Genomic DNA, 19,787 nt, shown 5'->3' with positions numbered 1-19,787 from the left:
TTCGAGGGGGAGTACCCGACGATCCACGCACCGCCGTCAGTACGGGCCCGGCCCATCCGGATCCCGGCGGTGCAGCCACCGCTACGGGTGGCCCGGGGAGACCTTCGTCCAGCAGCGCCGGAACACCTCGGGTGTGCCGGCCCCGGGCGAAAGGTCCCCTTCGTCATGTCCGTGTCCTGGTGGATCTGGGCCGTACTCATGCTGGCGATCGCGGCGATGCTCGCCGTCGATCTGTTCCTGCACCGCGACAACCACGTCATCGGCTTCCGTGAGGCAGCGGTCTGGTCCGGCATCTGGATCGCCGCCGGCCTGCTCTTCGGCGTCGTCCTCTGGGCCTGGCAGGGCGGTGACATGGCCGGCACCTACTACGCCGGCTACCTGATCGAGAAGGCGCTGTCGATCGACAACGTCTTCGTCTTCGCGCTGATCTTCACCTACTTCGCCGTGCCGGCCGCGTTCCAGCACAAGGTGCTGTTCTGGGGTGTCATCGGCGCCCTGGTCTTCCGGCTGGTCTTCATCTTCGTCGGCGCCGAGCTGCTCGAGACGTTCTTCTGGACCGCGTACGTGTTCGGCGCGTTCCTCGTCTACACCGGATACAAGATGGCGTTCCGCCACGACGAACAGACCCCGCCGGACCGCAACCCGGTCGTCCGGCTGGTCCGCAAGGTCATGCCGACCGACCCGGCCTATCACGGCGACAGGTTCTTCACCCGGGTCGACGGCAAGCGGGTGGCGACTCTGCTGTTCGTGGTCCTGATCGCGGTCGAGGCCACCGATCTGATCTTCGCCGTCGACAGTGTCGCCGCGATCCTGGCCATCACCACCAGCACGTTCATCGTCTGGACCGCCAACGCCTTCGCCATCCTCGGCCTGCGCAGCCTCTACTTCTGCCTCGCGGGGCTGCTGCGCCGCTTCGTGCACCTGCACTACGGCCTGGCCGTCCTGCTCGCCTTCGCGGGCGTCAAGTTGATCCTCTCGGAGACGCCGGTCGGCAAGCTGCCCATCCCGGTCACCCTCGGCGTGATCGTGGTGACGATCGCGGTGTCGATCGGGTGGAGCCTGCGCAGCACCCGGGGCGCCGGGGCGCTCGACGGCGCCGACTCCCCGGCGAGTTCGGCGCGCTGATCCTCCGCCCCCGCGGTACCGCCGCTGGAGCCCATGGGCGCACTACCATCTGCGCATGGGCTCCAGCGGGGCGTCTGTCGAAGCCGTCTTCTTCGGCACCACGACCGTCTACCTGTCCGACGGGGCGTCCGGCATCCTGATCGACGGCTTCCTGAGCAGGCCCTCACTGCTCCGCGTCGCACTGGGCCGCGTCGCCCCCGACCTCGGGCGGATCACCCGCGCTCTCTCCCGAGCCGGCGTCACCCTTCTCGACGCCCTCTTCGTCTCCCATTCCCACTACGACCACGCCATGGATGCCCCCGAGGTCGTCAAGCATCTCGGCGGACGGCTGTTCGGCTCCGAGTCGACTCTCAACATGGGACGCGGCGCGGGTCTCGCCGAGGAGTCGATGACGTGCATCGCGGACGGCGACGAGCACAGGATCGGCGCGTTCACCGTGCGCGTGCTCGCCGGCGTCCACAGCCCGGACAACAGGTTTCCGGGCACGATCGAGGAGCCGCTGGTCCCGCCGGTACGGGCGAGCAGTTACCGCGACGGCGGGTGCTTGTCCTTCCTCATCACCCACCCCGGCGGCTCGCTGCTGATCCATCCGAGTGCCAACTTCGTGCCGGGCAAGTTCGACGGACTCGACGTCGACGTCCTCTACCTCGCGATAGGTGCCCTGGGGGTTCAGCCGCAGCGGTTCCAGAGCGACTACTGGCGGCACGTGGTGGAAGCGACCCGGCCCGACCTCATCGTGCCGATCCACTGGGACAACTTCTTCGTGTCGCTGGACCGCAGGCTGCGCCCGCTGCCGGCGATCTTCGACAGGTTCGCCGTGACGAAGGCGTTCCTCGACCGCAAGAGTGAGGAGACCCGGATCCCCGTGCGGTTCCCCGAGCCCTTCGAGGTGATCAGGCCGTTCGCGAGGTAGGGCGCGCGGCCGTCGTGTTCACCGGCGGGGCGTCAGCGGAACCGGTCGACCGTGACGGGAACCATCCCCTGCCGGCGCACCTGCGTCGTCAGACCGTGCAGCAGCACACCGGCCGCTTCGTCGCGTTCCCCGAGAAGGTCGCAGGTCACGTCCAGTGCCCAGGCGGCACCTGCGGCGACCCGGCGCAGATCCCAGCGGAAGGCGTCGCCGGAGACCTGACGGCGTACCGCGCCCAGGATGCGCGTCTCGGGATCCGCCGGGTCGCCGGTGATCGGCATCTGCCAGGCCTCGCTGAGTGCCGCGAGACCGTCCGGGCTCAACTCGCCGGCGAACAGGATCCGGTAGACGCGCGTCTCGCGGAACCCTGGCCGGGGCCCGGAGTCGTTCAACCGCAAGGGGGACGGCGGCGGAGCCGGAGGGGTGCCGAAGCACTCCCGCAGCGCGCCTTCGTCCGGCAGGTCCTCACCGCAGAGGTCCCGATAGAGCGCCGCCGCCGCGGACCGGCCGACGGGCGTCACCCGCTTGCGCAACGCGGCGTCCACGCGTAGGCGCCGGCTGGTGGCCGACGCCTCGTGCCAGCGGCTCTCGGGACGAGTCCAGCCACCGCTCACCAGCCCGGCGGAGGAGTGGTCCGCCGCGAGCAGGAACTCCTCGACCAACAGCCCTTCCGGCGCGCCGACACCGTCGTACACCACGTAGTAGTGCAGCGCGGGAGGCAAGCCGGCCATCTGTCGCGCGAGGGAAGTCTTCGTCACACGTGGATTGTCGAGCAGTGCGGGAGCTGCCACCGTCCGGCTCGCCGAGGGCTTCGCCGACGCTAATTACCGGATTACCGGTAACACCAATTGCCTAATACGAACGGTCAAATAGGACGAATAGGTGGTGCACCATAATGACAGTTATGTGCGCGCACGCGATGCGGGAGCGCCTCGGCCCGTTTCGCCGACTACGGTGAGGCGGACGCATCCGAGAGGAGGCCGATGGCGATGCGGATCGCGGTTGCGGGAGCGACGGGCCGGATCGGGGCACTGACCGTCGCCGCGTTGGAGCGGCAGGGCCACGACGTCGTGCGCATCAGCCGCTCTCTGGGCGTGGATCTGACGACGGGCACCGGGCTGGACGAGGCGCTCGCCGGCGTGGAGGCGGTCGTCGACACGACGAACGTGGCGGCGGGCGATCGTTCCGAGACGATGGCGTACCTGGGCGGCCTCACGCGCAACCTGCTGGCGGCCGAGCGGCGCGCCGGCGTACGGCATCACGTGCTGCTGTCGATCGTCGGCATCCACCGGGTCGACGACAACGCCCACTACGCGGGCAAGCGGGAACAGGAGCGACTGGTCGAAGGCGGGCCGGTGCCGTGGACGATCGTCCCGGCCACCCAGTTCCACGACTTCGCCGCCATGGTCACCGGCTGGACCGAACGCGACGGCGTCGCCACCGTCGCACCGCTGCTGGTGCAGCCGATCGCACCCCGGGACGTCGCCGACATCCTCGCCGAGGTCGCCGTCGGTGAACCGCAGGGACACCACGCAGACATCGCCGGACCCGCGACGGAGGATCTCGTCGACATGGCCCGGCGCACCCACGAGGCGCGGGGCCGCCGGATCCGGCTTGTTCCGACGTGGTCGGGCGTGTTCGGCACCTCGATGTCCGGCAACGTGCTGCTGCCGGGCGACGGCGCACGCATCGCGCCGACCAGCTTCGACGACTGGCTAGCCGCGGGTGCTCGTTGACGGGGTGACGGCGGCGACGACCAGGTCGACGATGCCGTCGGCGTAGTCGTCGGTCAGCGGGCCGTTGCGTAGCAGCCAGCGGTGGTAGAGCGGGCCGAACAGCAGCTCCACCACCTGGTCCAGGGGAGCGTCGGGGCGTACCTGGCCGGCCTCGCGGGCGGCCTCCAGGCGTACGCGGACGGCGTTCAGCTGGGGGCGGAGCAGCCGGCCGCGCGCCTGGTCGGCCAGCTCCTCGTCGGTGAGAGTCTCGATGGTGACGGCGCGGGTGGTCGCGGACAGCCGCGGATCGGCGAACTCGGCGACAGTGGCCCGGAGCACCTCACGGAGATCGGCCCGCAGGTCACCGGTGTCGGGCAGGGCGATGACCTCCGGCATGTCGTCGGCGAGCGCGTCCAGGATGACCGCGCCCTTGCCGCGCCACCAGCGGTAGATGGTCTGCTTGCCGACTCCGGCGCGGGCGGCGATCGCCTCGACGGTCAGGGCCGGATAGCCGGTCTCGGCCAGCAGCTCCAGCGCGGCGGCGAGGATCGCGCGGCGGGACTGCTCGTTGCGGCGGGTGGGCTGCGGGGTCACACCATGAGCTTACAGCGAGACGAGACGTACCGTCTTGACGGCGCGGTCGCGCCGTGCTCTTCTTTGGCAAGCGAGACGGGACGTCTCGTCTCAGTGGAGATCAGGAGATCACGTGCCGCACATCGCCATGGTCAGCATTCCGTTCCACGGCCACGTCAACCCGAGCCTGGAGATCATCAGTACCCTCGTGCGGCGCGGCCACCGGGTCACCTACGCCAACGATCCCGCCTTCGCCGAGGTCGTCCGGGCCACCGGCGCGGAGCTGAAGCCGTACGCCTCGACGCTGCCCGCCGACGGCGGCGCCGGCATCGACGACCCGATCGCGCAGCTCACGCTCTTCCTCGACGACGCCGTCGCCATGCTGCCGCAGCTACGGACCGCCTACGCCGACGACCGGCCGGACCTGTTCCTCTACGACATCGCCGGCGCGCCGGCGCGGCTGCTCGGCGAGCAGTGGGGGATCCCGGCCGTCCAGCTGTCCTCGACGTTCGTCGCCTGGGACGGCTACGAGCAGGAGATGGCGCCCGCCGTGGAGGCGATGCGGGCAGATCCGCGCGGCGCCGACTACTACCAGCGGTTCACGGCGTGGCTGACCGCTGAGGGTTCGTCGGTCACCGACAGCATGGCGTTCCAGGGGCGGCCGGTGCGCAGCCTCGTCCTGCCGCCGGAGGCGCTCCAGCCGAACGCCGACCGCGTGGACCGGTCGGTCTACAGCTTCGTCGGCCCGGTCCTGGGCGACCGCTCCGACCAGGGCTCCTGGGTACGACCGGCGCGCGCAGACAAGGTGCTGCTCGTCTCGCTCGGCTCCGCCTTCACCCGGCAGCTCGAGTTCTACCGCCGTTGCATCGCCGCGTTCGGTGACCTGCCCGGCTGGCACACGGTTCTCCAGATCGGCAAGCACGTCGATTCCGCCGAGCTCGGCCCCGTTCCGGACAGCGTCGAGGTGCACCGGTGGGTGCCGCAGCTGGCCGTACTGGAGCAGGCGGATGCCTTCGTCACCCATGCCGGCATGGGCGGCAGCAGCGAAGGTCTCTACTGCGGGACGCCGATGATCGCCGTACCGCAGGCGGCCGACCAGTTCGCGAACGCCGAGCAGCTGGCATCCCTCGGCGTCGCCCGGGTCGTCGACTCGGCCACCGTCACCGCCGCGGAGCTGCGCGAGACGCTGCTCGCCCTCACCGCGGACCCCGCCGTGGTGGCGCGTAGTGCCGAGCTGAAGCGGCAGGCCCGCGCCGCCGGCGGCGCCGACCGGGCCGCCGATCTGATCGAGGCCGAACTCGTCACGGCGAGCGGCGGGTGATGCGTGGTCGCGGCGGCCGGGTGCCGCCGCGACCACGCCCCGGTCAGTCCTCCGCCAGCACGGTGAAGGTGAAGGCGGTGCTCGTCGGACGCTTGAGCGGGATGTCGCACTTGACTCGACGCAGCACCTCGGACCGGGTGAGGCCGAACCGGCGAGCGATGAGCCGGTCCGGGCGTACCGGCACCGGATCCTCGAAGGTGACGTCCACCTGGACCGGCCACCGGTCCAGCGGCACCGTGGGCGCGTCCAGCGTCCACGCGTCCGTCCAGTCCAGGGTGAAGCGGCAGCGCCGGGCGAACGCCGGATCCAGCAGTGTGGCCGCCACCAGGGCGGGATCGTTGACGTGGTGGCCGTGCAGCTCGGCGGGATCGAACGAGCTGACGGTCGCCCGCTCGCGGACGGTGAGCTTGACGGTGCGGTCGCAGGACACGCACCGGACGAGCAGCCACACGTCCAGCAGCTTGCCGTTGGCGTTGACGCGGAACCGGCCCTTGGCGGCGGTGGCCGACTCGGCCCGGCAGACGGCGCAGCGCAGCGACAGCAGCGGAAGGCGGGTCCGGCGTACGACCCAGGGCAGCACGATATGCGGTTGGGATGACATGGAGACCTGATCTCTGAAGACCTGACGCGAGGCCGATCACGCGCGGCCTCGGACGCTGTGGCCGGGCGCGCGAGGGCAGCCCGGGGAGCCGGCGCGCAACGGCCGGCTGCAGGCGTGGGGAACGTGTCAGGTTCTAGAGAGCAGGAGGGGTCACGCGGAGTCGTCCTTCTTCGCTGCGACAGGAGTGCGGGAAACGTACGGGACGTCCGGAACCGCTCTCAACCCGTTTTCCGGCGCCGGTGCGGTGCGGCGCCCATCACTTCACTCACTAAAAGTTTGCACTGTCTGCAAGATCGCTCGTAGTGTCGTCGCGTGACCCCGGATCAGAGCCGCCCCGGCCTGCGTGACCGCAAGAAGGCCCGTCCGTAGCTTCCAGACCAAAAACAACGCTAAGCAGTTGATCTAGGCGTCTACCTGGAGAGCTGTCTCAAGTGGGCAACTGTCCAGGGGGCCGCTTCGCCGTTTTCCGTGATCCCGTTCCGTGGGATTCGAGATCAGAAGGTTCACTGCCCGGCCCGGCCGAGTAGGGTGTCGTGCTGGTCGACCGTCGGCGGCCCAGGCCGCGAGTCCGGCGGTAGTCGGGCGAGGACGTCGTCCAACCCGCTGCGGTCGCGCTTGGCGGCCTGCAGCTCGGGCAGCGCGGTGTAGAGGGTGCTGCGGGAGACGCCGAGCAGTTTGGCGATCGAGGTCATCGTCCGGTCGGGCTCGCCGAGCAGCTGCAGCGCGTACGCGATCTTTTCCGGGGTCATCGCCGGCGGCCGGCCGAGTTGCTGCCCACGGGCGCGAGCGGCGGCCAGGCCCTCGTTGGTGTTGGCCACGATGATGGTGCGGATGAACTCGGCCAGGGCGGCGAAGACGTGGAAGACGAACATGCCGCCCGGGGTGGTGGTGTCGAGCTTCTCGTGCAGAGACTGGAAGCCGACGCCGAGGCGCTTGAGCCGGCCGACGATGGTGATCAGGTCTTCCAGGGAGCGGCCGAGCCGGTCGAGGGAGACGACGGTGAGCGCGTCGCCGGGTCGGATGTACTCGAACACCTTGTTCAGCTCGGGCCGGTCGGCGTTCTTGCCGCTGGCCTTGTCGAAGAAGCACTTAGCGCAGCCGGCCGCGGTGAGCGCGGCTTGCTGGCGGGCGAGGTTCTGCTCGCGGGTGGAGACGCGGCCGTAGCCGACGAGCACGCCGGCAAGCGGGGTCGGCAGCAACAGGTCGTCGGTGGAGGCGGGGATGGCGGTCACGTCATCCAGGGTGTCCGAGAAACCCATGTTCGCCTTGTTGGACACACCGACTTTCCGGACGGCTTTTTCGGACATGGTTGACCTGCCCAGACGGCAGTTCTCGATCTTGTCCGGGAAACGATCGATTCCCGGACACCGCGACCCGAGGCTGGTCGCGCACCGAGGGCGAGGGTCAGTGCCGCCGGTCGTAGTCCTCGCGTGCGGTCATGACCGCGGGGATCTCGGCTTCGATCGCGTCAAGCAGGGCGCGCAGCGTGGCGGCGATGCGGGCGCCCGGGGCGGTGAGTGTGTATTCCACCCGGGGCGGGATGGTGGCTTGCACGTCGCGGGTGACCAGGCCGTCGCGTTCCAGGGCGTGCAGGGTCTGCGCGAGCATCTTCTCGCTTACCCCGTCGACCCGGCGGCGTAGGGCGTTGAATCGGTAGGAGCCCTCGGTGAGGGCGACCAGGGCCAGCGTCCCCCACTTGCCGACAACGGTCTCCATCGTCTGGCGCGACGGACACGCGCGGTTGAACACATCGACGATCAGGTCGTCGATCGGATCGGCTGCGGTGTCTCGCGATGCAGTGCTGGACATGCCTATGACGGTAGCTGCTGGAACGTACCCCCAGCAATGACGGTGCTCACCCAAGGTTGGCACTTTCTCAAAGTTAGTGCATTCTGGTGGCAGGCAGTTCGCCAACCGACATCGGGAGAACCGAAATGATCACTGTCACCGCCGCCACCGGTCACCTGGGCCGCCTCGTCATCGAGGACCTGCTGCAGCGCGGTGTGCCCGCCGGCGAGATCGTGGCCGCCGTGCGGAACCCGGACAAGGCCACGGACCTCGCCGAGCGTGGCGTTCAGGTGCGCGAGGCCGATTACTCCCGGCCCGAGACCCTCGCCACGGCGTTCGCCGGCACCGACAAACTGCTGCTGATCTCCGGCAACGAGGTCGGCCAGCGCCTGCAGCAGCACACCAACGCCGTACAGGCCGCGAAGGCTGCCGGCGTCCAGCTGATCGCGTACACCAGCACCCTGCGCGCCGAGACCAACAGCACGATCCTCGCCGAGGACCACAAGACCACCGAGGCGATGATCCGCGAGTCCGGCGTGCCGTACGTCTTCCTACGCAACGGCTGGTACATCGAGAACACCACCGACAACCTCGCCACCGCGCTGCAGTACGGAACGCTCGCCGGCTCCGCGGGCGACGGCAAGATCTCCGGCGCCACCCGCGCCGACCTCGCCGCCGCCGCGGCCGTCGTACTGACCACCGACGGTCATGACGGCGCCGTGTACGAACTCGGCGGCACGCCCTACACCATGACCGAGCTCGCCGCCGAGGTCGCCACCCAGAGCGGCAAGCCGGTGACCTACCAGAACCTGCCTGCCGAGGCGTACACCGAGGTGCTGGTCGGCGCCGGGGTGCCCGCGCCGTTCGCCGCCCTGCTGGTCGACTCCGACCTCGGCATCAGCCGCGGCGAACAGTTCACCCCCAGCACCGACCTGCAGCGACTCATCGGACGCCCGAGCACGCCGCTCGCCGACGCCGTCGCCGCGGCGGTCAAGACCGCCTGAACCGGCCGCAGCACGAGCGAACGGGGTGGGCGTCGATTACGACGTCCACCCCGTCGTTGCTCACGGGCCGCAGTCAGAGCGAGCCCCGGTTGAACCCGATGCACGGTCAGCTGCTCGCTGGGGCGGCATCGGCCAGCCGTAGCGGCCGATAGCCGTCGGTGTCGAGCTGGGCGAGTTCGCCGTCGATGTCGACGGAGTGGGTGCCGTAGAAGTGCACGTTCTCGTGGTGGGTCGGCCAGATGTGCGCGAGGACCTCGTCGTCGACGTCGCGGCCGGTCCGGCGCAGGGCGGCCACGCCGAGGCCGTGGTATTCGGTGGACCAGCAGACGATCGCGTTGGTGGCCAGGGTCAGGCACCACATCTGCTCGGTCTGCTGCTCGTGGTGCCGGCGCCGCAGCGCTCCCTCGCCGGCGTAGGCCAGCGAGCGGCGCAGGGCGTGCAGGTTCTCGCCCTTGTTCAGCTGCCGGGCGATGCGCCGCCGATACGTCTCGTCCGCCAGATACCGGGCGGCGTAGACCGTACGGCGCAACGCCCCGTACTCTTTGATCGCGCTGGTCAGCGCATTCTGCTGCCGCTTGCTCGAGCACAGCTTCCCGACCACCAGCGCCGCGGTGGCATGCCCGCCCTGCACGCTCGCGGCGACGCGCAGCAGGTCATCCCACATATCCGTGACCAGGTCCAGGTTCAGCCGCCGGGTCAGCAGCGCCCCGGCACGCGGGTACCGGTCGAGGAAGTCGGCGCGGGGCCCGGTCCGGTACAGAGTGATCTTCCCCAGGTCGCGGATCCGCGGCGAGAGCTGCTTACCGACCAGGTCGAACAGGGCGAAGTTCGCCAGGGTCGCACCGTGGGTGTCGGTGGCGTGCTCGAAGGTCGGCAGGTCGGTCTCGTTGCCCAGCAGCCCGTCGAGCACGTAATGCGACTCCGGCGCGGTCGCGACGATCACCTTCGTGTCGAACGTCGAGTGCTGATCGGAGACGTGGGTGTAGGTGGACACGCCCTGCCCGCGGGCGAAGTACCGCGACAGGTGCCGGGCGGTGATGGACTTGCCCTTGACCGGGAACCGCTGCCCGTCCGAGGAAGACAGGGTGCCCGAACCGAACGCTCGGGTCAGCGGCAGCCGGTGGTGGTAGTTGACCACCGCGACGTTGGCCGCCTCCAGGGTTTCCGGGCGGAAGTACCACTCGGCGGTCCAGGCGAGCACGTCGTACGGCACGCCGCAGGACTCGGCCATCGCGGACAGGCCCATGTTCGTGGCCTCCGCGATGATCACGTACATCAGGTTGCGTTTCAGCTCCGCCGGCCGGGCGACCTTCCCGCCGGCGTGCATGAGGTGGTCGGTGAATCCGGTCCGGGCGTCGACCTCGACCAGCACCGAGGCGATCGGCACCCGCGGCAGCATCCCGGCCAGCTCCGCGCGCAGCGCATCGGCCTCGGCGGGCACGGCCTCGGCGGTCAGCGGCGGGATGATCAGCTCACCGTCGTCGGTCAGCCGGACCTCGCCCGGGTTGCCCTTGGCCAGCTGAGTCTCCAGATCGGCCAGAGCGGTGTGCAGCTCGTCGCCGGCCGCCGCGAGCGCGTCGGCGGCCTCGACCGGTTTGCCGACCAGGTGACAGAATTCCACCTTCTGCGGCGCCCACGTCTGCGGGGTGAGCAGGAACGACGCCGGATCGGCGTACCGGCGCGAGCCGGGCACGAACACGTCGCCGGAGCGCAGCCCGTCGCGCAGGCCGACCAGCACGGCCAACTCCCAGTACCGGCGGTACGCGGTGACGTCGCCGGCCTGCTCTGCGGCGACCAGGTAGCCGGCCCACTTCGTCGGCACGAAACCCACCGGGGTGCCGGCCGGCACCTTGCGGGCGCCGGTGGCGTACAACTCGGTCAGCATGCTCACCGCCTGCAGCAGCTGCTCGGTGCCCGGCCCGCCGTCGAACTGGACCGCGCCGAGGACGGCCGGGGCGAACTGGCGCAGGTACGACATCGACGCGTCGAGCATGCTCAGCTGCCCGTGGTCGCGCGGCAGCCGCTCGCGGCGCTCGGCCCACGCCGCGCGCATCCGGTCCAGGCCGATGCTGGTGCGCAGCATGGCGCCGATCTGCTCGTCACCGATCGCGGTGTCGAGCACGATGGTCAGGATCTCGTCCAGCAGCGCCTGCCGGTTCTCGCCGCCCTTGGCCCGCTCGGCCAGGGCGTCGGCGACCTTCTGCTTCGCCGCGGCCTCCCGGCCGCTGATCGCCTGGTCGAACAGCAGCAGCGTCTCGTCGAGCACGTCGACGGCCGACTGCGACAGCAGCGTGAGCAGGATCGGGTACCGGCGCTCCGGCTCGCGCCGCTGCAACGCCTGCCCGGTCAGCCGCCGGCCGACCCCGGCCAGGAACCTGCGCCGCTCGGTCGGGAGCATCAACAGATCGAGGGTGTGCGCGTCGAGGCGGCGCAGGTAGGCCAGCTTCTCCAGCTCCGTCTTCACCGCGGCCGGGCTCGACGACGTCGGCCACACTCCCAGCCACGCCAACGGCGTGCGGCCGAGATAGGCGTCCGGGACCAGCAGCAGATCCAGCTCGGCGCACCGCCGGTCGGACAGCAGGTGCTTCACCCGAATCCACGTCTCGGTCCGGGCACGGGCCCGGGCCGCGGCCACCCGGCGCAGCAGCAGGATTACCCCGGGCCGGAGCACCCGCGACGAGAGTAGGTACTCGCAGGCCAGCCGGAACAGCAGCTTCGGCGAGTCGTGCTCCATCGCCCGGGCGAACAGGAACTCGTCGAGGTCCTTCCACTCGGCGGTGTCCATCACCCGCCAGCCGGCGTAGCCGGCTACCTCCCGCAGATGATCCGTGCGGGTCTGCTCCCGCTCGCCGTACCCGCGCAGCTCGCCCATCGCGATCCCGAGCCGCTGCGACAGCCGGCCTACCGCGGCGTCAGGCGCCAGCGCCACCTCATCGGGCACGAACCCGAGCCACGGCAGCGTGCACAGCTGGACCGCCACGCCCAGCACGTTGCGGCCGGTCCGGAACTGGCGCACGAACGCCTCGTCCGCACCGGTCAACGTGAAGTACCGGATCAGCTCCGCCCGGTTGATCTCCGGGAAGCCCCGAAGCCGCGCCAGTTCCTCCGCCGAGAACACATCCTGAGTCGCCACGAACCACCGCCTGAGTATCGATCGTCACCAAACGGGACGGGACGCTAGGGCTCGGGACGGACCCTGATCAACCCTCAGTTCTTACCGTTGTTTTTGGTCTGGAAACTACGGGCGGGCCAAGAAGCGCCAGACCCGCGCCGCCCTCAGCGCCGCCGCGCTGCGCCTGGTCGCCGAACGCGGCCTGGACCAGGTGACGGTGGAGGAGATCAGCGAGGCCGCCGAGGTGTCGGCCCGCACCTTCTTCAACTACTTCCCCAGCAAGGACGAGGCGCTGCTCGGCGACCAGCCGACCGACCGCGAGGTGCTTGCCGCCCGCATCGTCGCCGCCCCGCCGGAGCTGTCCGCGTTCGACGCGCTGCGGCTGGCCTTCGACGACGTGGTCGAGGCCGTCGAGGCCGACCGCGAGGTGTGGCTGCTGCGCCTGCGGGTGATCGCGGCGAACCCGTCGCTTCTTCCGCGGCTGATCAGCGGCAACGCCGAGACCGAGCAGGTGATCGTCGCGGCGGTGGCCGCCCGGCTGGGCGTCGACCCGTGCCACGGCCACCCGACGCTCGTCACCACTGTTGCCGGCGCGGTCTTCCGCACGGCCCTCATGCAGTGGGTCGAGCGACCCGACACGACGACGCTGCGCGAACTGACCGCCGAGGCGTTCGCCGCCGTCGCCGCCGGCCTGCCCGATCCGTACGCCTCGGCCTGAGCCGTTCCTACCGGCCGCCGCCGTCGCGCGGCCGCTCGCCCGTGCACACGACAAGGAGTTCGATGACCACCGCCACTGTTCCGCCCGCCGAGACGGGTACGCGGATGTCACGCCGGGAGGTCCTCCAGGCGTTGTCCGGCCTGATGGTCGGCATGTTCGTGGCGATCCTCGCCTCCACGGTGGTGGCGAACGCGCTGCCCCGGATCATCGCCGACCTCGACGGCAGCCAGACCGTCTACACCTGGATCGTCACCAGCGAGCTGCTGGCGATGACCGCAACGGTGCCGCTGTGGGGCAAGATGGCCGACCTCTACAGCAAAAAGCTGCTCATCCAGCTGTCCCTCGGCCTGTTCGTGGCCGGTTCGCTGGTCGCCGGCTTCACCCCGAACGTCGAGGTGCTGCTGCTCAGCCGGGTCATCCAGGGCATCGGCGCGGGCGGCATGACAGCGCTCGCCACGATCGTCATGGCGGCCATGATCCCGCCGCGTGAGCTGGGCCGGTACGCCGGCATCTTCGGCGCCGTGTTCGGTGTCGGCACCATCGCCGGCCCGCTGATCGGCGGCGTCCTGGTCGACACGTCCTGGCTCGGCTGGCGCTGGTGCTTCCTGATCGGGGTGCCGTTCAGCCTGCTGTCCATCGCCCTGCTGCAGAAGACGCTGCACCTGCCGGTGGTGCGCCGCAAGGTCCGCATCGACTGGCTCGGCGCCCTCCTGATCACCTCGGGCGTGTCCACGCTGCTGATCTGGTCGTCGCTCGCGGGCAACAAGTTCGACTGGGCGTCCGGCTGGACCGCGCTGCTGGTCGGCGGCGGGCTGGCGCTGCTCGCGCTCGCCGTGTTCGTCGAGTCCCGCACCGAGGAGCCGATCATCCCGCTCGGCATCTTCCGCAACCGCACCGTCAGTCTCACCACGATCGCGAGCATCCTCGTGGGCGTGGCGATGTTCGGCGGCACCGTGTTCCTGTCGCAGTACTTCCAGACCTCGCTGGGCAAGTCGCCGACCGCGGCCGGCCTGATGAGCCTGCCGATGGTCCTCGGCCTGCTGGTCTCCTCGACGGTGGCGGGTCAGCTGATCACCAAGTACGGCCGCTGGAAGATGTTCCTGGTCGCCGGCGCCGCGGTGATGACGGTCGGCATGCTGCTGCTGAGCACCATCGACGCGAACACGAGCGTGCCGGTGCTGTCGGTGTACATGGCGGTGCTGGGTGTCGGCGTGGGCATGCTCCTGCAGAACCTGGTGCTGGCCGCGCAGAACGACGTACCGGCCGCCGAACTCGGCGCGGCCACCTCGGTGCTGACGTTCTTCCGCAGCATGGGCGGCGCGGTCGGCGTGAGCGCGCTCGGCGCGGTCCTGGCGAACCGGGTGACCTCGCTGACCGTGGAGCGGCTGGGGCCGATCGCGGCCGGCGGCGGTTCGGCCGAGGTGCCGGACCTGTCCGCCCTGCCGGAGCCGGTGCTGCGGATCGTGCAGGACGTCTACGACATCGCCACGTCGGAGATGTTCCTCATCGGCGCGCCGTTCGCGCTGCTCGCCCTGATCGTCGTGCTGTTCATCAAGGAGAAGCCGCTGAACACGCTCAGCGGCGACGAGCGCCGGGCCCGCGAGGAGGCGGCTGCCGCCGCCGGCATGCACTGACCGCGTCCGGTCGAGCGTGGAGGGCCGCCCCCGGGAACACCGGGGGCGGCCCTTTCCTCGCGTACGGTCAGCGTTCGGTGCGGTCGTTGATCTCCGTGCCGGACTCGCCGGGCATGGCGCCGATCGACTCCTCGGCGGCCCGGCCGCCGGTGCTCTCGTCGCCCTGCTTCAGCGAGCTGCGGGGCAGCCCCGCCAGGTGGGCCGGGTCCTCGATCGGCTGGGGCGGCCACTGGTCCTGCGTACCGTCGGTCACCCCGGCGCGGCGCAGCGCCTCGACCAGTTGGTCCGGCGACAGGCGGTCGACCTCCTGTATCCCGGCCCCGCGCGCAATCGCCTGCAGTGTCTTCAGGTCTTCGCTCACGAATGTCTCGGCCATGCCCGAGCCTTCCCGGCGCTCAAGACAAGGAAACCCGGCCGGCGCCCCGGCCTGCCTGCCCTCCGTCGATCATGACGTTGTGCCGGGCAAAACGGACACGGAACGCCGTCAACCTCATGATCGACCCGAAATGAGAGGTCTGGTCAGCGGCGGGCGGGTTTGCGGTCGGGGCGCGGGCGGTCCCGTTCCGGGTCGACGCCGACCTGTACGGCGAACGCCGGGTCCACGGCGAGCAGCGGCCGGGGGCCGAACAGGGCCATCCCGGTCAGCAGCGTGTCGGTGTCCCGGCCCTGCCAGACCGGGCGGCGCTCCGGGTCCAGGTCGGCGTGCTCGCGGCGCAGCCGCCGCAGCAACCGGCGGGCGGCGGCGCCGGTCTCCGGCACCTCGGTCAGCCACCAGCCACCCAGCGCGGTGGCCAGGCAGCACAGCAGCAGCCCGGCGACCGAGGCCGGACCGCCCGCCGAGCGCCCCTCGACCGCGCTGTCCACCAGCCGGGTCAGTCCGACCGCGGCGACCGCGAACAGCGGCACCGTGCCCAGCGCGATCCGCCGCCGCTGCCCGGGGGTGAGCAGCCAGCCGTCGCGGACCAGCCGCCCGACCGTACGGCGCAGCGCCCGGCCCACTGCGGGATCGGCGAGTACCGCCGCCCAGGTCTGCGGGCGGCGCAGCGCGGTGTGCAGGGCGCGCACCAGCGCGGGCGAACCGGCCGGGGGCGGCCCCTGCGCGTGCAGGGTGGCGAGTTCGCCGACGTCGACCCCGCCCGCGCGGCGCAGCGCGGCCACCCCGACCTGGCAGGCCAGCAGCGCCCGGTCGGTCAGGTACGCCAGCTCGACCCGGTCGGGTGTCGCACCGCGGGTACGGCGGCCGGTCAGTTCGCGTATCGCCACGGCGATCACGACTGCCACGGCGACCGCGCCGAGGTAGTCGAGGAGGAAGATCGGCCCGCTGACTCCCCAGAGCATGGCGGCAAGTATCTCAGGAGCCGTGGCGTACCTCGGTGTCCCAGATCTGTGACCACGGACGCCGCAGGCCCCGGGCGAGGAAGATCGGCTCGCCGTTCTCGTCGTTGTCGACGTCGGCCCGCTGGTCGACCCGGCCCACCTCGGTGACCTCGGTGAACCAGGCACGCAGCGGCTCCGGCCGGGGCCAGCCGACGACGATCACCACGTCGGCGTCGTCGGGCGGCCGGCCGAACGTGGCCATGCTGTTGTGCCCGGAGTACGCGCGGGGCAGGCCCCGGGCCGGACCGTAGCGGGCCAGCGCCCCGGCCTCGCCGTAGTTACCGGTCAACACCACGGCCCGGTCGCGCTCGGCCGGCGGCAGCGCGCGGTGCACGGCGGCCACCGAGTCGGCGAACTCGGGCCAGCCGATGGTCTCGCCCGCGTCGTAGTTGACAGCGACCACGAACCCGGGCAGCCGGTCGGCCGGCAGCGTGGGCAGCAGCAGCACCGCGCTGCTCGCCGCCATCAGCACGGCGGCTGTGACCAGCAGCGCCTGCCGGACCCGGGCCGCGCCCCGCTGCGCCCACGCGACGACCGGCACCACCCCGGCGGCGGTGAGCACCAGCAGCAGCGGCGCGTCGTAGTAGCCCTTGCCACCGGCCGCCACCACGATCGCGACCACCACCAGCCACGCCCAGGCCAGCGACCGGTACGCCGCCCAGGACGGTCGGCGCAGCAGCGCCACCAGCCCGGCTACCCACACCGGGACCGCGAACGGGCTGATGATCAGGAACTGGAGCACCACCGCGTCGATCCGGCCGCTGTAGGAGCTGTCGCCCTCGGCGATCGACGCGGCGACGTCGAGCTGCGGGAAGCCGTGCGCGGCCTGCCACACCGCGTACGGCACGGCGAGCAGCGCGGCGATTCCCGCGCCGGCGAGCACCCACCGGTCCCGCAGCAGCCGGCGCGGCCCGGCGATCAGCAGACCGGCGACCAGGCCCACGCCGAGCAGCGCGGGCAGCGGCTTGTTGAGCAGGCCGACGCCGAGCGCGAGCCCGGCGCCGAGCGCCCACCGGGTGTCGCCGGTGCGCAGCATCCGCACCACGCACAGCGCGGCGGCCAGCCACACCAGCAGGTCGACGCTCGTGGTGCTGAGCAGGTGGCCGCCGGCCAGCACGATGCCCGAGGCGGCGGCGAGCACCGCCGCGGCCGTCTGGGCGACGCGGCCGGCGCCGAACTGCCGGGCGATCGCGGCGACCAGGACCACCGCCGCGCCGCCGATGAACGCCGACGGGGTACGCAGCACCACCAGGTTGCCCGGCGCGATCGTGTCGGCCAGCCGCGCCAGCGCCGGCACGAGAGGCCCCTGGTCGACGTAGCCCCAGTCGAGGTGCCGGCCGCACAGCAGGAAGTACAGCTCGTCGCGGTGGTAGCCGTAGCGGCCGGCCAGCGACAGCAGCACGACGGTGAGGGCCGCGCCCACCACCAGGGGCGCGGCGGTACGCGGACCGGCGGGCGGCGGGCCACCGGGTGCGGCGGCCTCGCTCCGATCGATGTCGGCGACTGATTCGGCCACCCGTCCATGATGGCCCCGGCGGGTGGTCCGCCGATGCCCCGCCGCCCTCGGCCGGGTGGACGGAAACCGGTGGCCGGACGGCCGGGGCGGCGGCTAGCGTGCGCGCCGATGCTGATTCGTGACTACACCGACGCCGACTGGGCCCAGGTCCGGCCGATCCTCGCCGACGTCATCACCGCCGCCGACACGTTCCCGTACGACCCGCGGTGGCCGCCGGAGACGGTGCGCGAGGTGTGGGTGGGGCGCCCGCCGGGGCGTACCTCGGTCGCGGTGGACCGCGACGGCGCGGTGCGCGGCACCGCGAAGATGGGCCCGAACCGGCCCGGGCCGGGGTCGCACGTGGCGACGGCGAGCTTCATGGTCGCGGCGGACGCCCGGGGCCGGGGTGTGGGCCGGGCGCTGTGCGAGGAGGCGCTGGACTGGGCCCGGCGGCAGGGTTTCGCCGCGATGCAGTTCAACGCCGTGGTGGAGACCAACACGGCGGCGGTGGAGCTGTACCGGCGGCTCGGCTTCACGGTGATCGGCACCGTGCCGGAGGCGTTCGCGCACCCGGAGCGGGGACGGGTCGGGCTGCACGTGATGCACCGGCGGCTGTGAGCGCGGCCCGGGAGTGTCGGGGGCCGGGGCTAGGTTGACCGGGACCGTCACCACCCGAGGAGTCGCCATGACCACGCTCACCGGCCGTCCGCACACCGCGTTGCTCGTCGTCGACGTGCAGAACGGTGTGGTGGGCGGCGCCCACGACCGTGACCGCGTGGTCGCCACCATCGCCGGTCTGGTCGACCGGGCCCGCGACGCCGCCGTCCCGGTGGTGTGGGTGCAGCACCGCAGCGACGACCTGCCGCCCGACAGTGAGCAGTGGCGGATCGTGCCGGAGCTGTCGCGCCGCGACGACGAGCCGCTGGTGCACAAGGCGTACGGCGACTCCTTCGAGGACACCGACCTGGAGCCGGTGCTCGCCGCCGCCGGGGTGGGCCGGCTGGTCGTGACCGGCGCGCAGACCGACGCGTGTATCAGGTCGACGCTGCACGGGGCGTTCACCCGCGGCTACGACGCCACGCTCGTCGCCGACGCGCACACCACCGAGGACCTGTCCGCCTACGGCACGCCGCCGCCCGCGCAGGTGATCGCCCACACCAACCTCTACTGGAATTTCCAGACCGCCCCGGGGCGCACCGCCGGCACCGTCGAGGCCGCCGAGGTGGACTTCGCGGCCTGACCTGCCGGGACGCGCCGGTCGCACCGGTCGGTGTCGGGGACCGGCCGGGCCGCCGTCCGCCGTGGCGACCCGGGGAGCGGCGGCCGGAAAACGCCTCGCCGGATCCGGCGGGTTGCTGACAGGCTGCCCGCCATGACCGCTCAAGCCCTCGCCGGGGCGCTCGCCGACGAGCGCCGCCGGACCGTGTTCGCCGCGATCGTGCTCGGCGCCCGGGACGTGCCGGCCGTGGTGGCCCGTACCGGCCTGCCCGCCCGCGACGCCGCAGTGGCCGTCCGCCGTCTCACCGACGCCGGCGTGCTCACCGACGACGGGGACGGGCTGCGGGTCGACGCCGGGCGGCTGCGCGAGTTCGCCCGGGCCGGTGCGGCATCCCCGGCGGCCCCGGCCGCGAACCCGCGCGAGACGATCCTGCGCACGTTCCTGCGCGACGGCGCGCTGACCCGGCTGCCCGCGCAGCGGGGGCGCCGCCGCGTGCTGCTGGAGCACATCACCGAACGCACCTTCGAACCCGGGCGGCGCTACCCGGAACGGGAGGTGGACGAGGCGCTGCGCCGCTGGTGCGAGGGCGGCGACGCCGACCACGTGACGCTGCGCCGCTACCTGATCGACGACATGCTGCTCACCCGCGAGCAGGGCGTCTACTGGCGGACCGGCCCGTGACGGGCTGGAGCACGCAGGTCGTGCGCCCGGACGGGCCGGACGCGGCGCTGATGCTGCGCGAGTACATGGCGGAGATGGTGCGCCGCTGGTACGGCCGCCCGGAGCGGCCCGGCGAGGTGGACGCCGCGCTGGCCGAGGACCCGAGCGACGACCTGGCCCCTCCCACCGGGCTGCTGGTGCTCGCCCGCCACGAGGGGCGGCTCGCCGGGTGCGCCGGGCTGAGGTGGCAGCCGGACTGGGCCGAGCTGACCCGGGTGTACGTGCGCCCGGAGCGCCGGGGCGCCGGGGGCGGGGCGGCGCTGATCGCCGCGATCGAGGCGTACGCGACCGGGGGCGGGGCGACGCGGATCCGGCTGGACACCCGCTCCGACCTGGTCGAGGCGCGGGCCCTGTACGCCCGGCACGGCTACCGGGAGATCCCCGCGTTCACCAGCGGCCCGTACGCGCAGCACTGGTTCGAGAAGGCGCTCGCGGGACGAGTTGACGACGCGGCGCAGGCGCGCTAAAACAGAAC

At 71.7% G+C, this 19,787-nt stretch carries 20 protein-coding genes; 11 read left to right on the top strand and 9 right to left on the bottom strand.

The features are described 5' to 3' along the window. Positions 1-165 precede the first annotated feature (165 nt). Together ML5_RS26090 and ML5_RS26085 are read left to right on the top strand one after the other, a co-directional pair. Positions 166-1,125 carry a TerC family protein gene (locus ML5_RS26090; RefSeq protein ID WP_013476809.1) on the top strand — a complete coding sequence of 320 codons (960 nt, stop codon included), beginning with the start codon at positions 166-168 and terminating at the stop codon, positions 1,123-1,125. 55 nt (positions 1,126-1,180) lie between these two features. Further along, positions 1,181-2,038: an MBL fold metallo-hydrolase gene (locus tag ML5_RS26085; protein WP_013476808.1), complete on the top strand. Its 858-nt coding sequence runs from the start codon at positions 1,181-1,183 to the stop codon at positions 2,036-2,038. A gap of 32 nt (positions 2,039-2,070) precedes the next feature. Here ML5_RS26085 and ML5_RS26080 read toward each other — a convergent pair whose 3' ends face one another. Next, positions 2,071-2,793, bottom strand: a complete 723-nt coding sequence (locus ML5_RS26080) for a hypothetical protein (RefSeq protein WP_225319580.1) — start codon at positions 2,791-2,793, stop codon at positions 2,071-2,073. A gap of 231 nt (positions 2,794-3,024) precedes the next feature. Here ML5_RS26080 and ML5_RS26075 point away from each other — a divergent pair, with 231 nt between their 5' ends. After that, positions 3,025-3,771: an SDR family oxidoreductase gene (locus ML5_RS26075; protein WP_013476806.1), complete on the top strand. Its 747-nt coding sequence runs from the start codon at positions 3,025-3,027 to the stop codon at positions 3,769-3,771. On the opposite strand, the gene ML5_RS26070 is transcribed toward ML5_RS26075, so the two are convergent. Further along, positions 3,751-4,344, bottom strand: a complete 594-nt coding sequence (locus ML5_RS26070) for a TetR/AcrR family transcriptional regulator (RefSeq protein WP_013476805.1) — start codon at positions 4,342-4,344, stop codon at positions 3,751-3,753. The two genes, ML5_RS26075 and ML5_RS26070, sit on opposite strands and share 21 nt — an antisense overlap. A gap of 112 nt (positions 4,345-4,456) precedes the next feature. On the opposite strand from ML5_RS26070, the gene ML5_RS26065 reads away from it, so the two are divergent. Continuing rightward, entirely contained in the window at positions 4,457-5,644 is a 1,188-nt protein-coding gene (locus ML5_RS26065) for a macrolide family glycosyltransferase (protein ID WP_013476804.1), read from the top strand. A 43-nt stretch (positions 5,645-5,687) separates the two neighbouring features. On the opposite strand, the gene ML5_RS26060 is transcribed toward ML5_RS26065, so the two are convergent. The 3 genes from ML5_RS26060 to ML5_RS26050 form a co-directional block, all read right to left on the bottom strand. Next, on the bottom strand, positions 5,688-6,224 hold the full coding sequence (locus ML5_RS26060) for a DUF1062 domain-containing protein (protein WP_235437602.1): 537 nt from the start codon (positions 6,222-6,224) through the stop codon (positions 5,688-5,690). A 524-nt stretch (positions 6,225-6,748) separates the two neighbouring features. Further along, entirely contained in the window at positions 6,749-7,504 is a 756-nt protein-coding gene (locus tag ML5_RS26055) for a recombinase family protein (RefSeq protein WP_049800157.1), read from the bottom strand. 145 nt (positions 7,505-7,649) lie between these two features. Then, positions 7,650-8,054 (bottom strand): helix-turn-helix domain-containing protein, encoded by a 405-nt coding sequence (locus ML5_RS26050; protein ID WP_013476801.1) that lies wholly within the window; start codon positions 8,052-8,054, stop codon positions 7,650-7,652. Positions 8,055-8,179: 125 nt separating this feature from the next. On the opposite strand from ML5_RS26050, the gene ML5_RS26045 reads away from it, so the two are divergent. Beyond that, the gene (locus tag ML5_RS26045; RefSeq protein WP_013476800.1) at positions 8,180-9,037 is read left to right on the top strand and encodes an SDR family oxidoreductase; all 858 of its coding nucleotides are present in this window, start codon (positions 8,180-8,182) and stop codon (positions 9,035-9,037) included. A gap of 106 nt (positions 9,038-9,143) precedes the next feature. On the opposite strand, the gene ML5_RS26040 is transcribed toward ML5_RS26045, so the two are convergent. Next, entirely contained in the window at positions 9,144-12,170 is a 3,027-nt protein-coding gene (locus ML5_RS26040) for a Tn3 family transposase (protein ID WP_013476799.1), read from the bottom strand. A gap of 157 nt (positions 12,171-12,327) precedes the next feature. Between ML5_RS26040 and ML5_RS26035 the strand changes: the two genes are divergently transcribed. Both ML5_RS26035 and ML5_RS26030 read left to right on the top strand, forming a co-directional pair. Further along, a complete protein-coding gene (locus tag ML5_RS26035) occupies positions 12,328-12,867 on the top strand; it encodes a TetR family transcriptional regulator (RefSeq protein WP_255348702.1) in 540 nt (179 codons plus the stop codon). A gap of 62 nt (positions 12,868-12,929) precedes the next feature. Continuing rightward, positions 12,930-14,501: an MDR family MFS transporter gene (locus ML5_RS26030; protein ID WP_013476797.1), complete on the top strand. Its 1,572-nt coding sequence runs from the start codon at positions 12,930-12,932 to the stop codon at positions 14,499-14,501. Between the two features lie 67 nt (positions 14,502-14,568). Here ML5_RS26030 and ML5_RS26025 read toward each other — a convergent pair whose 3' ends face one another. From ML5_RS26025 to ML5_RS26015, 3 genes are all read right to left on the bottom strand, one after another. Further along, positions 14,569-14,877, bottom strand: a complete 309-nt coding sequence (locus ML5_RS26025; RefSeq protein ID WP_013286318.1) for a hypothetical protein — start codon at positions 14,875-14,877, stop codon at positions 14,569-14,571. Positions 14,878-15,020: 143 nt separating this feature from the next. Next, a complete protein-coding gene (locus tag ML5_RS26020) occupies positions 15,021-15,839 on the bottom strand; it encodes a TIGR04222 domain-containing membrane protein (RefSeq protein ID WP_013476796.1) in 819 nt (272 codons plus the stop codon). A 13-nt stretch (positions 15,840-15,852) separates the two neighbouring features. Further along, positions 15,853-17,394 (bottom strand): glycosyltransferase family 39 protein, encoded by a 1,542-nt coding sequence (locus ML5_RS26015; protein ID WP_013476795.1) that lies wholly within the window; start codon positions 17,392-17,394, stop codon positions 15,853-15,855. 108 nt (positions 17,395-17,502) lie between these two features. Between ML5_RS26015 and ML5_RS26010 the strand changes: the two genes are divergently transcribed. The 4 genes from ML5_RS26010 (at position 17,503) to ML5_RS25995 (ending at position 19,779) form a co-directional block, all read left to right on the top strand. Then, on the top strand, positions 17,503-17,991 hold the full coding sequence (locus tag ML5_RS26010) for a GNAT family N-acetyltransferase (protein WP_013476794.1): 489 nt from the start codon (positions 17,503-17,505) through the stop codon (positions 17,989-17,991). 67 nt (positions 17,992-18,058) lie between these two features. Further along, positions 18,059-18,613, top strand: coding sequence for an isochorismatase family protein (locus ML5_RS26005; protein ID WP_013476793.1), 555 nt, complete (start codon positions 18,059-18,061; stop codon positions 18,611-18,613). A 132-nt stretch (positions 18,614-18,745) separates the two neighbouring features. Further along, positions 18,746-19,273: a DUF2087 domain-containing protein gene (locus ML5_RS26000; protein ID WP_013476792.1), complete on the top strand. Its 528-nt coding sequence runs from the start codon at positions 18,746-18,748 to the stop codon at positions 19,271-19,273. Beyond that, positions 19,270-19,779 carry a GNAT family N-acetyltransferase gene (locus ML5_RS25995; RefSeq protein ID WP_236619292.1) on the top strand — a complete coding sequence of 170 codons (510 nt, stop codon included), beginning with the start codon at positions 19,270-19,272 and terminating at the stop codon, positions 19,777-19,779. Before ML5_RS26000 ends, ML5_RS25995 begins: the two co-directional genes overlap by 4 nt. Positions 19,780-19,787 lie beyond the last annotated feature (8 nt).

The sequence above is a fragment of the Micromonospora sp. L5 genome (assembly GCF_000177655.2).
Taxonomy (GTDB): Bacteria; Actinomycetota; Actinomycetes; order Mycobacteriales; family Micromonosporaceae; genus Micromonospora; species Micromonospora aurantiaca.
This window is presented reverse-complemented; position numbering and strand designations above follow the sequence as displayed.

Coding starts and splice junctions, on each gene's coding strand:
- ML5_RS26090 (WP_013476809.1), top strand. CDS start 166: ATGTCCGTGTCCTGGTGGATCTGGGCCGTACTCATGCTGGCGATCGCG.
- ML5_RS26085 (WP_013476808.1), top strand. CDS start 1,181: ATGGGCTCCAGCGGGGCGTCTGTCGAAGCCGTCTTCTTCGGCACCACG.
- ML5_RS26075 (WP_013476806.1), top strand. CDS start 3,025: ATGCGGATCGCGGTTGCGGGAGCGACGGGCCGGATCGGGGCACTGACC.
- ML5_RS26055 (WP_049800157.1), bottom strand. CDS start 7,504: ATGGGTTTCTCGGACACCCTGGATGACGTGACCGCCATCCCCGCCTCC.
- ML5_RS26050 (WP_013476801.1), bottom strand. CDS start 8,054: ATGTCCAGCACTGCATCGCGAGACACCGCAGCCGATCCGATCGACGAC.
- ML5_RS26045 (WP_013476800.1), top strand. CDS start 8,180: ATGATCACTGTCACCGCCGCCACCGGTCACCTGGGCCGCCTCGTCATC.
- ML5_RS26030 (WP_013476797.1), top strand. CDS start 12,930: ATGACCACCGCCACTGTTCCGCCCGCCGAGACGGGTACGCGGATGTCA.
- ML5_RS26025 (WP_013286318.1), bottom strand. CDS start 14,877: ATGGCCGAGACATTCGTGAGCGAAGACCTGAAGACACTGCAGGCGATT.
- ML5_RS26020 (WP_013476796.1), bottom strand. CDS start 15,839: ATGCTCTGGGGAGTCAGCGGGCCGATCTTCCTCCTCGACTACCTCGGC.
- ML5_RS26010 (WP_013476794.1), top strand. CDS start 17,503: ATGCTGATTCGTGACTACACCGACGCCGACTGGGCCCAGGTCCGGCCG.
- ML5_RS26005 (WP_013476793.1), top strand. CDS start 18,059: ATGACCACGCTCACCGGCCGTCCGCACACCGCGTTGCTCGTCGTCGAC.
- ML5_RS26000 (WP_013476792.1), top strand. CDS start 18,746: ATGACCGCTCAAGCCCTCGCCGGGGCGCTCGCCGACGAGCGCCGCCGG.